General features: G+C 65.4%; 11 protein-coding genes. 2 read left to right on the forward strand and 9 right to left on the reverse strand.

Going from position 1 to position 11,088, the window contains the following annotated elements; all coding sequences use genetic code 11:
• Positions 1–125: NAD(P)(+) transhydrogenase (Re/Si-specific) subunit beta (locus tag ACYCUK_RS21285; protein ID WP_461594130.1), on the forward strand; the 125-nt coding region annotated here is incomplete at its 5' end.
• Between the two features lie 119 nt (positions 126–244).
• Here the strand turns inward: ACYCUK_RS21285 and ACYCUK_RS21290 are convergent.
• From ACYCUK_RS21290 to speB, 7 genes are all read right to left on the reverse strand, one after another.
• Positions 245–955: an ABC transporter ATP-binding protein gene (locus ACYCUK_RS21290; protein ID WP_461596634.1), complete on the reverse strand. Its 711-nt coding sequence runs from the start codon at positions 953–955 to the stop codon at positions 245–247.
• A 58-nt stretch (positions 956–1,013) separates the two neighbouring features.
• The gene (locus tag ACYCUK_RS21295; protein WP_461596635.1) at positions 1,014–1,763 is read right to left on the reverse strand and encodes an ABC transporter ATP-binding protein; all 750 of its coding nucleotides are present in this window, start codon (positions 1,761–1,763) and stop codon (positions 1,014–1,016) included.
• Entirely contained in the window at positions 1,760–2,752 is a 993-nt protein-coding gene (locus tag ACYCUK_RS21300; RefSeq protein ID WP_461596636.1) for a branched-chain amino acid ABC transporter permease, read from the reverse strand. The genes ACYCUK_RS21295 and ACYCUK_RS21300 overlap by 4 nt, the downstream gene beginning before the upstream one ends.
• Positions 2,753–2,760: 8 nt before the next feature.
• Positions 2,761–3,630 carry a branched-chain amino acid ABC transporter permease gene (locus ACYCUK_RS21305; RefSeq protein ID WP_112484813.1) on the reverse strand — a complete coding sequence of 290 codons (870 nt, stop codon included), beginning with the start codon at positions 3,628–3,630 and terminating at the stop codon, positions 2,761–2,763.
• A gap of 76 nt (positions 3,631–3,706) precedes the next feature.
• The gene (locus ACYCUK_RS21310; RefSeq protein WP_461596637.1) at positions 3,707–4,966 is read right to left on the reverse strand and encodes an ABC transporter substrate-binding protein; all 1,260 of its coding nucleotides are present in this window, start codon (positions 4,964–4,966) and stop codon (positions 3,707–3,709) included.
• 421 nt (positions 4,967–5,387) lie between these two features.
• On the reverse strand, positions 5,388–6,749 hold the full coding sequence (locus ACYCUK_RS21315; RefSeq protein WP_461596638.1) for an NAD(P)/FAD-dependent oxidoreductase: 1,362 nt from the start codon (positions 6,747–6,749) through the stop codon (positions 5,388–5,390).
• Positions 6,746–7,738, reverse strand: coding sequence for an agmatinase (gene speB, locus ACYCUK_RS21320; RefSeq protein ID WP_461596639.1), 993 nt, complete (start codon positions 7,736–7,738; stop codon positions 6,746–6,748). The genes ACYCUK_RS21315 and speB overlap by 4 nt, the downstream gene beginning before the upstream one ends.
• A gap of 221 nt (positions 7,739–7,959) precedes the next feature.
• Between speB and ACYCUK_RS21325 the strand changes: the two genes are divergently transcribed.
• The gene (locus tag ACYCUK_RS21325; RefSeq protein ID WP_461596640.1) at positions 7,960–9,339 is read left to right on the forward strand and encodes an aspartate aminotransferase family protein; all 1,380 of its coding nucleotides are present in this window, start codon (positions 7,960–7,962) and stop codon (positions 9,337–9,339) included.
• Positions 9,340–9,350: 11 nt separating this feature from the next.
• Here the strand turns inward: ACYCUK_RS21325 and ACYCUK_RS21330 are convergent, their stop codons facing one another.
• Both ACYCUK_RS21330 and ACYCUK_RS21335 read right to left on the reverse strand, forming a co-directional pair.
• Positions 9,351–9,857 (reverse strand): DsrE family protein, encoded by a 507-nt coding sequence (locus tag ACYCUK_RS21330; protein WP_461596641.1) that lies wholly within the window; start codon positions 9,855–9,857, stop codon positions 9,351–9,353.
• A 168-nt stretch (positions 9,858–10,025) separates the two neighbouring features.
• Positions 10,026–10,745 (reverse strand): hypothetical protein, encoded by a 720-nt coding sequence (locus ACYCUK_RS21335; protein ID WP_461596642.1) that lies wholly within the window; start codon positions 10,743–10,745, stop codon positions 10,026–10,028.
• Positions 10,746–11,088 lie beyond the last annotated feature (343 nt).

Raw genomic sequence — 11,088 nt, forward strand, 5'->3', positions numbered from 1 at the left:
ACAAGCGCTCCATGGCCACCGGCTATGCCGGCCTGGATAATGACCTGTTCTACCTCGATAAAACCATGATGGTCTTCGGCGACGCCAAAAAGGTCATCGAGGACATTACTCGGGCTATCGAATAGGCTGAAGCCAAAGCTTCGAAGCCATCAGCGCGTGTGAAGCAAGGCGCCGAGCGCCTTGCTTCACACCAACCGGCGCCAGGACTCCGAAACTCAGGTCCGAGGCATCAGATCTTCAGCCCTCAACCGGCGTGTGCCACACCAGCCAGTTGCTCCATGCGCTCGGTGTCGGCGGCCAGCGCGGCAGCGTCGCCGTCATAAAGAATCTCACCTTCGCCCAGGACATAGGCGCGGTCGGCCAGTTGCAGCGCAAGGAAGGCGTTCTGCTCGACCAGCAGCACCGAGATGCCCTCGCTTTTCATGCGCGCCACGGTGCGCATGACGTCCTGCACGATGATGGGCGCCAGGCCTTGTGAAGGCTCGTCGAGAATCAGCAGCTTGGGGTTGAGCAGCAGGGCGCGGGCGATGGCCAGCATTTCCTGCTCGCCACCGGACAGCCGCCCGCCCTTGCTGGTGCGGCGCTCGTGCAGGCGCGGGAACAGTTTGTAGACCGTGTCGAGGGTCCACTGCCCTTTGGTTTCACGCGCCACCAGCAGATTCTCGTGCACTGTGAGGTGGCCGAAAATCTTGCGTCCCTCGGGCACGTAACCCGCACCCATGGTGGCAATGCGCGACGGCGAAGCGCCGGTCACGTCCTGGCCGAACAGCCGGACATGGCCCTGGCGCGGCGGCGTCAACCCCATGATGGAGCGCAGCGTGGTGGACTTGCCGGCGCCGTTGCGCCCGAGCAGGGCGACGAGCTCGCCCTCGCCCACATGCAGCGACACGCCTTTGAGGATGTGGCTCTTGCCGTAATAGGTGTGGATCGCGTCCACCTCCAGCACCTTGTTCATGTGCGGCCCCTCCCTGCGACGCCTGTGACATCTTCCGAATTGAAGCTGTTGTCTGCCCTCATGCCGCCTGCCCCAGGTAGGCGGCCTGCACCGCCGGGTTGTTGGCGATCTCGTGGGCGTTGCCCTCGGCCAGCATGGTGCCGTTGTCGAGCACGGTGATGCGGTCGGCGATGCCGAAGACGATTTCCATATCGTGCTCGACGAACAGGGTGGTGATGCCCTGTTCCTTGTTCAGGCGCCGGATCAGGGCGGTCATGTTCTGCGTCTCCTCGTCGCCCATGCCGGCGGTGGGCTCGTCCAGCAGCAGCAGCTTGGGGCTGCGCGACAAGGCGATGCCGATCTCGACCACGCGCTGGTCGCCATGCGAGAGTTCGCCGGCGATGCGGTCGGCCTTGGAGCCGATGCCGACGACATGCATCAGTTCCTGCACGCGCTCGTCGATGCGGGTGCGCAGGGCGCGCGTCATCCACGGCCGGTGACTCACGCCCATGGCGACTTCGGCGGCAATGCGCAGGTTCTCCAGCACCGAGAGCGAGAGGAAGATCTCGGTGATCTGGAAGGTGCGGATGATGCCCTGCTGCACCAGCGACGCCGGATTGACCTTGGTGATGGGCTTGCCGTCGAACAGGATGCTGCCGCCGCTGGGCGGGAAAAAGCCGCTGATGAGATTGAACAGCGTGGTCTTGCCGGCGCCGTTGGGACCGATGACCGCGCGCAACTCGCCCTGATCGACCGTGAGCGAAATATCGCTCAGCGCCTGCAGCGCACCGAAGCGACGCGAGACGGATTGCAACTCCAATAAGCTCATTTCTCCACCTTCTTGCGCTGCAGGAAACCCATGATGCCGAGCGGGAAGAACAGCACCGAAAGAATGAAGATGAGGCCGATGACCGACATCCAGTTGTTCGTCACGTTGCTGGCGTAGTCGCGCACCAGCACGAAAATGGCGGCGCCGACGAAGGGCCCCCAGAAGTTGCGCATGCCGCCGAGCACGGCAATCACCACCAGATCGCCCGACAAGGTGTAGTTCAGGCTGTTGGGCGAGGTGAAGTTGTCGAGCAGGGCGTTGAGCCCACCGGCCAGGGCAACGATGAAACCCGAGATGGCGAAAGACAGCGCGGCATAGCGCTGCACCCGCACACCGAGGAAGGTCAGGCGCTTCTGGTTCTCGCGAATGGCGACAAAGATATGGCCGAGCGGCGAGTTCAGCACGATCCACAGCACCGCCGCACCCACGCCGAAACACAGCAGCACGAGGTAGTAGAAGCCGGTCGAGCCCAGCGTCCAACTCACCCCGGGCAGGATGGGAATGGCGTGGCGCGAAAAACCGGTGAGCCCGTCGTACCCGCCCGTCACCGTTTGCCAGCGGATGGCGATGAAGTAGAACAACTGGCCGATGGCAATGGTGATCATGGCGAAATAAATGCCCTTGCGCCGTACCGCAATGGGGGCCAGCACCGTCGCCACCAAGCCGCCGAGCAGGGTCCCACAGAGCAGCGCCAGCGGCACGTTGTGCGTGGCGTACTTGAGCATCAAGCCCACGCCATAGGCGCCCAGACCAAAGTAGGCGGCATGGCCGAACGACAAGCCGCCGGTGAAGCCGAGCAGCAGGTTCAGACCCATTGCCGCCAGGGCGTAGATGAGCACCCGCGAGGCGATGTCGTTGTAGCCGCCGACATAAGGCAGCCATGCTGGCGCGCTCAGCAGCAACGCGGCGAGCAGCAAGGTGCCAAGGTGGACATTGCGGCGAATGGCTGGGCCCGATTGCGCGGCTGGCGCCGCCAGTGCGGAAGTCATGTCGTCCTTCATTCCAGCAGCCCCTCTTGGCCCATCAAGCCGCGCGGCCGCACCACGAGCATCAGGCCCATGATGAGGTAGATCACCGCCTCGCTGGCGGACGGGAAATAGGCCGTCGTCACGCCGGAGGCAACGCCGATCAGCAAGCCGCCCATCAGCGAGCCGAGCAGCGAGCCGACGCCGCCGACGACGATGGCGACGAAGGCCGGCATCAGCAGGCTGTCACCCATGGTCGGATCCAGCCCGAGTTGGCCGGCAGCGAGGATGCCGGCAACCCCGGCGAAGATGATGCCGATGACAAAGTTGGCGGTGCGCAACAAGTAGATGTTCACACCCAGCGCCGACACCGTTTCCAGATCGGCGTTCCCGGCCCGGATGCGTATGCCCAGGCGGGTGAAGCGCAGCACGGCAAACAGCGCCGCCGTTCCCACCAGCGCCACGCCAACGACGAAAAGGCGGTAGCCGGTCAGGAAAAAGTAGGTCTGGCTGAGCGGGTGGCCGAGCGATTCGGGAATGAGCAGCGGCACGCCGGTGGCGCCCCAGATGGTGCGGATCATGTCCTGCATGATCATCGCCAGGCCGAAGGTCAGCAGCAGGGAGTACAACGGATCGCGCTTGTACAGGCGGCGGATCAGGAAGACTTCCACCACCAGACCCAGCACTCCGGCAAGCAAGGGCGCAAGCAGCAACGCGCCCCAGAATCCAAGATAGGGTGCCAGGGTGTAGGCAAAATACGCCGCCAGCGCCATGAAGGCGCCCTGGGCGAAGTTGATGGTGTTGTTCAGCCCCAGGATGAGGGCCAAGCCGAGTGCCAGGAGTGCGTAGAACGCACCCGTGATCAACCCGTTGAACAGGTTGAAGATGAGGACGATATTCAAAGAGAGGCCTCCGATCCGTCAGATGCATAAAAAGCCACTGCGCCGGGAGGCGCAGTGGCGGCGGGTGGGGGCGAACTCAGGCGCGCGGCAGCACGCAACCGGTCTCGGAAGGCGACAGCGCGATTTTCTCGCCCGGGACGATTTCCGTGACATTGAACAAGTTGGGGTACTTGCCGGTCTGGATCACGTGGCCAGGGAACATCCCCAGCATGAGCTGGTGATCCTGCGGCCGGTAGAACACGTTACCCGGTTGCAACGCAATTTCGGGCGGCAGCACCAAGCCCTCCATGGCTTTCACCACCTTGGCCGTTTCAGTGGACTTGGCCTTTTCCGCTGCCAGCTTCAAGGCGTAGGTCGAGGCATAGCCGAACCAGACGCGGGCAGAGGGATATTCGCCATTGTTCGCCGCGGAGAAGCGCTTGACGAAGTCGGCCACATGCGGCGTCTTGGGCTGATTCCAGTACCACTCCATGGTCCACCAGCCGTAGCGCGCGGCTTCCGGCAGGGCTTGAGCCTGTTCCAGCTCGAACAGGGCACCCGCCACGGCGATGTCCTTGTTGATGCCGAACTGCGCGATCTGCTTCATGCAGTTGACCTGGTCGTTCCCGGCCAGCAGCAGACACAGCACCTGCGGCGCCTTGGCTTTCACGTCGATCAGGAAAGAGGAGAAGTCCGTGGTTCCCACCGGCGCCAGCGCCCCACCCACCACGGTGCCCCCCACTTTCTTCAGTTGGGTGGTGTAGTCGGCCTGCTCGGACTGGCCGAAGGCGTAGTCGGTGGTGAGGAAGTACCACTTCTTGCCGAACTTCGAGGCGATGGCCTCGAAGTCTCCGGCGGTCAGCATCCAGGTCGTCGAGCAGGTGCGGAACGTGGTGCTCTTGCACTCCTTGCCGGTCAGGCTGTCGACGTGGCCGCCGGTACACAGGAACAGCTTGTTGTGCTGCGCCGCGAATTGCGACACCGCCAGCGACGATGCCGAATTCACCGTGCCCATGAGGAAGTCGACCTTGTCCTGGCTCACCAGCCGCGACACCTTGTCGACGCTGGTGCCGGGGTTGCCGGCGCCGTCTTCGACCAGGAGCTGCAGCGGCCGCCCGAGAATCCCGCCGGATTTGTTGATCTCGGCTTCGGCGAATTTGGCGCCCTTGATCTCGCTATGCCCCAGCGCGGCGAAGGTGCTGGTGATGGGATCGACCATACCGATCTTGATCGGCACTTCGCTCGCGGCCCAACTGGGTTGCGGTCTGGCGAGCAATGCGGCCAACCCAGCCGCTCCGGTGATTTTCAAAAAATCACGGCGGGCGAAATCACCGCCGCTCTTGTCCTCTTCATGCATTGCTGTCTCCTTGTCGCGATCAAGTTTGTTTGATGCCATTCGGCCCGCCGATGCTAGGTCCGCTCAATACAAACCGGAAGACAGGTAAGTCAGCATAATTGTTACTGAATGTCACAAATCCATTTTTCTGACTTGTTACTGACGTTTCCTGGTCAAGATTCTGGGGTAAGAGCAGGAGATTATTGATGCTTTAGTCAATGCAGCTTGAACAAAATTGGCAGGAATCGGGGCCCGCTCGGACACACACAGGCCCACACAGATACACAAGAGCCCTCATGGTTCGTGACAGGCCGCCCAATGCGTCTGTTGGAGCTGCCTGCCGCAGTTCTGCAGGCCGTAAAGGCAGGCGGCAGTCGAGCCTGTGGCCTATTTGGCCATGTCGCGCTCAAGCGAACCTTGAAGCTGGCCCAGCGCTACACGGCTACAACAACTCGCGCAGCCGGTACCACAGCATGCCCAGCACCAGCGCCGGGGTGCGCAGCAGGTCGCCGCCGGGGAAGGGGCGGTGGCGCAGGCGGGTGAAGAGGTCGAAGCGCTCGGCCTGGCCGGCGATGGCTTCGGCCGCCAACTGCCCGGCCAACCCGGCGAGGGCCAGGCCGTGGCCGGAGAAACCTTGCAGGTACGTGATGTCGGGCGCGATGCGGCCGAAGTCGGGGGCGCGGTTCATGGTGATGTCGACGAAGCCGCCCCAGGCGTGGGTGACGCCGACGTCGGCGAGTTGCGGGAACACCCGCAGCATGCCCTGGCGCATGGTGGCGGCGAGGTCGCGCGGCGACGCGGTGGAGTAGCTGACGCGGCCGCCGAACAACAGGCGGTCGTCGGCCGCGAGGCGGTAATAGTCGAGCACGAACTGGTTGTCGCTGACACAGGCGCGGTTGCGGATGAGCGCCTGGGCACGCTCGCGCCCCAGCGGCGCGGTGGCGATGATGTAGGTGCCCACGGGCATGATGCGGCGCGCAAGCTGCGGCGCCACCGCGCCGAGGTTGGTGTTGCCGGCGAGCAGGATGTGGTCGCAATGCACCTCGCCTTGCGCGGTACGCACCCGCGCCCGGCCTCCGGCGCGCATCGAAGCCGGTAACTGGATCTGGTCCTGCGCTCCAGCCGCGACCACCCCCTTGCCGGATTCGACCGTGAGAACCTCGCTGCGCTCGTGAAGGATGGCGCCGGCCACGCTGGCGGCACGCGCCAGGCCCAGGGTGTAGTTGAGCGGGTGGAGGTGGCCGCCGAGCGGGTCCATCACTCCGGCGCAATAGCGCTGGCTGCCGATCAGGTCACGGGTGGCGGCGCCGTCCAGCCATTCGAGGTGGTGCGCGCCGTAGCGGGTTTGCATGTGCTCCACCCAATGCTGCAGCGCGCGGGCCTTTTTCGACGTGACGGCGACGGTCAGCGCTCCGGGAGTCCAGTCGCAGTCGATGGCGTATTGGGTGATGCGCGCCTGCATCAGGCGCAAGGCTTCGAGCGACATGTTCCAGGCGGCATGTGCGGCGGCCTGGCCGAGCTGCTGTTCGAACGGCCCCATCTCGCTGGCATAGCCCGCCAGGGCCTGGCCACCGTTGCGGCCAGACGCGCCCCAGCCCGCGCGCATGGCTTCCAGCACCACCACCTTCATGCCGCGCCGCGCCAGATCCAGCGCGGCCGACAAGCCGGCCAGTCCGGCGCCGACGATGCACACATCCGCCCGCACCGTGTCCTCCAGCGGTGCGTGGCTGGGCGCGGCGCGGGCGGTGGCCTGGTAGTAGGAATGCTCGACCAGAGCCTGAGACTGCTGCTGCAGGCGCATCATGACTTGGCCGCCGCTGCAGCATGCCCAGCGGCAGCCAAACGCGCGCAGAGGTAGGTCCAGACGCACACGGCGGCGGCGTTCGAGGTGAGTTCGGCGTGGTCGTAAGGCGGCGCCACTTCGACGCAGTCCATGCCGATCAACGGCAGTGGCAAGACGCAAAGTTCTTCGAGCAGGGTGAGCACTTGGCTGGTGCTCAGGCCGCCGGGTTCGGGCGTGCCGGTGCCGGGGGCGAAGGCTGGGTCGAGACAGTCGATGTCGAGCGTCAGATACACCGGTGCTGCGGCTGCCTGCAGGCGCTGGGCGATGTCGCGCACCACGCCGGCCAGCTGCGCCGCGCCGTCGAGCCCGCGCAATGCGCGCGCCGTGAACACGCGCCCGCCGATGGTGTTGACATACTCGCGCGCCTCGCGCTCACCGGCCGAGCGGATGCCCACCTGCACGAAACCCTGCGGCACGACCAGCCCTTCCTGCACGGCCTCGTAGACCCAGGTGCCGTGTCCGGAAGGCTCGCCGAAATGGTCGGCCCAGGTGTCGCAATGGGCGTCGAAATGCAGCACGGCCAGCGGCTGCCCATGCACCTTGCGCGCCGCGCGCAGCAGCGACAAGGTGATGGAGTGATCGCCGCCCAGCCACAGCATGTGCTGGCTGCGCATCAGCGCTTCGGCCTGAGGTTCCAGCACCGCGCGCATGGCGACCAGGCTGGTGTTGGGCAGGTGCAGGTCGCCGTGGTCTTGCAGATGCACGACTGGGGATGTTGAGCCCCCACGCTCGCCTGTGGGGGAGTCGAGATCGAACAAGGGATGGGTGGCGTCGCACAGCATGGCGCTGGCCTGACGGATGGCGGCCGGGCCGAAGCGGGCGCCAGGGCGGTTGGTGGTGGCGCCGTCCCACGCCACGCCGGCCACGCCGAATGGGGTGGCGCCGCCAGAAGCGGAGGCGGCGCCGAGGAAACGCTGTTGCGCGAGAAATGCGAAGCCGTGTTGCGCCATGATGATTTTGAGTGGAGATGTGAACGAGCTCGGCAACACCGATGCGCGGTTGAATGCACACATTGACTGCACACAAAGCGGACTGGAGAATAGGCCATATTCTGGCAATTCGAAGGGGCCATTTCCGGGAACGGATGCGGGGCCACTTCGGCGCCCATGCGCTTGCGCACGACCGAGCCAGTTCGCCCAGACTCCCTGCCTGCCAACGCGTCAGCCCTTGCATGAACACCCTCCTCGCTCCGAGCACCGACCACACGCCCGAACGCATCGCGCGTTTTTTCGCGGCTGAATCGGCCCGTTTCCTGGCCGACCATCCGCAGTCGCGCGCGCTGCATGCGCAAGCTGCGCGCCATTTCCTGTTCGGCGTGCCGATGCACTGGATGGCCGACACGCCTTCGCCCGTGCCGCTGTTCGTCGACCGGGCTCAAGGCGCACGTTTGTGGGATGTGGACGGGCACGAGCTCATCGACTTCTGCCTTGGCGACACCGGCGCGATGTTCGGCCACAGCCCGGAGCCGGTGGTGCGGGCGTTGGCCGAGTTTGGCGGCGACGGTGCCACCACCATGCTGCCGTCCAGCGTGGCGCTGGACGTGGCCGCGCTGCTGGAGCAGCGCTTCGGCTTGCCGATGTGGCAGTTCACCGCCACCGCCAGCGACGCCAACCGCTTCGTGCTGCGCTGGGCGCGCGCCATCACCCGGCGCCAACACATCGTCGTGTTCAACGGCTGCTATCACGGCACGGTGGACGATGTGTTCGTCGATCTCGCGGCCGATGGCAGCACCCACACCCGGCCCAGCCTGCTCGGCCAGGTGCACGATCTCGCCGCCTTCACCCGCGTGGTCGAGTTCAACGATCTGCCCGCGCTCGAAGCCGCGCTGGCTGCGGGCGACGTGGCCTGCGTCATCACCGAGCCCGTGCTCACGAACATCGGCATGGTGTTGCCCGACCCCGGTTTCATGGAGGCCGTGCGTGCGCTCACGCGTCAGCACGGCGCGCTGCTCGTGCTGGACGAGACCCACACCATCTCCTGCGGCCCCGGCGGTTACACCCGCGCTTGCGGCCTGCAGCCCGACATCCTGGTGCTGGGCAAACCGATTGCCGGCGGCACGCCGGGTGCGGCCTATGGCTTCAGCGCCGAAGTGGGCGCGCGCATGCAGCAGGCCAAGGGCGCGGCGGCTCCGGGGCATTCCGGCATCGGCACCACGCTATCGGCCGGTTTGCTCACCTTGCGCTTGATGCGCGCCATGCTTGCCGAGGTGATGACCGACGCCGCCTATGCCCGCATGTTCGCCACCGCGCAGCGCGTGGCCGATGGCCTGGAGGCGGTGATTGCCAAGCGCGGCCTGCCCTGGTGCGTGACCCGCATCGGCGCGCGCTGCGAATGCCAGTTCGCGCCACAGCGGCCGCGCAACGGCAGCGCGGCTCGCGCCGCTTTTCGCGACGCGTTGGAAGCCGCCCTGCAGCTCGCGCTGCTCAATCGCGGCGTGCTGCTCACGCCCTTCCACAATATGGTGCTGGCCTGCCCGGCGCACACCGCAGCCGACGCCGACCGCCTCATCGCGGCATTCGACGACGCCTTGGAGGCGCTGGCCGCGGCCTGAAGCGCCCCTGCTTAGGGCCTGATGTAGGCGAAGCCGGCTTTTTCGAGCTGCATGATGCGCACCACACCGGCCGGCACGATTACGGCTTCGGGCACCAGCACCGGCATGTGACCGATCTTTTTCGCCATGGCTTCCATGGTGTTGTGGCAGGCGTCGAACTCGATGCCTTCGGCGTTCTGGGCGGCGATGCGACCGCCCACCGGGCTGTCTTTCAAGAACATCTTCAGCCCCGGGCCGAAGGCGACGATGATGATGCGCACCTTTTCCTGGCCGAAGTAGTCGAGCACGTTTTGCGCATTGTTGAGTGCAAGGTTCCACAGCGCCGGATTGTCATCGTCGATCTGCAGCACCAGCTTGTATTGGGCAAAAGGCAGGTCGTGGATGAAGGTCGGCTTGTCGAAGTTGAAATCTTTCAGCATCGACGGATTGGCGGCCTGGGCCAGGCCCAGGCCGCCAAGGGCCAGGGTCAGCGCCAGCAGTGCGTGGCGCAGCATGCGCGTCCAGTTGTGTGTGTTCATGATTGTCTCCTCGTGAACGGGTGGGTTGGGCCCCTGTTTGTCGTGGCACGCCAGGGGTCCGATGCGTGCAGCAAGCGGCGACAGCCGGAGCGGTTCGAGATCTTTGCCCCGATCGTCCCGGCCCGAATCAAAGTTTGGCGACCGGCAGGCCGCGCTGCACCCACGCGTTCATGCCGCCTGGGTATTCACGCAGGCCCATGATGCGGTCGAGCACGAATCAGGCGCCGGCGGCCGGGCATCCAGCAGTGGCTTGCGCGCGCGCTGCGCCGCCTGCACTTGTTCGGTGCTGGCCAGGAGCTTCGGGCTGGGCGGTTCGGCCTTCCATTGGCTGGAGGTCATGGGGGCGATGGCGTCGGTATCCACCGGGCAGCCAGCGGCGATCCACGCATGCGTGCCGCCGTCGAGCACCGCAATCTGCTCGGCCGGGACGCCGAACAGTGGCAGCTCCCAGGCGAAAAACGCGGCTTCCTGCAGCGAGGTCGCATCGTCGCCCGTGGGGGCGACGATGGGCTCGTCCTGCTGCAATTGCACGCCTTGCATGCTGGCCTGGGACTCCTCGGCCGTGGGCAGCAGAACGTCCACCTTCTTGCCGTCGATGTCACGCTTTTGCCGCAGCCCCCAGAAATTGACCGAAAGTGCGTCGATGATGTGGCCGCCCACCACATCGAGCACTTTCTTGCCATTCACCGTGGTGAACTTCGGGTTGTCCGACAAGGTATTGAGGTTGTCACGACTATCGACGACCTGCACCTCCTTGGCATGGGCATTGAGCCATAGCGGCGTCACCAGCGGGCCGGGCAACACCCCGGCCTGCGCCCATCCGCACAAGCCCAACGCAGCCGCGCCGACCCAAAGTCGCCACGGCTCGCTCCATCGTTTCATCGCCATGTCCGTATTCATGAATGTGAGCGCATTCTCCGGTAAACATGCAACAAGTCCAACATATTGTTTCGATGAAACCAAACAGTTTTGCTGATGGATTGCGCCGCGTCAAGCCTGGCATACACCCCCATGCATGCCGGCGCGTCGGCGTTGGATCGTCCCAGGGGACGGCGTGGCTGCAGCCGCGTCGCCCCACAGTTGTTGCGTTGCCCGGGAACGTCCGTGCTCAGGCGCACGGCGGCGCTTGAAGGCGCTTGCGCGCCTGCGCCGCCACACCATCGCGCAGCGCCCAGCGCATCAACGGCACGGCGGTGCGCAGCGCGGCGCGGGTGGGGGCGAGTTGCAGCGG

This window comes from Thiomonas sp. (assembly GCF_054608695.1).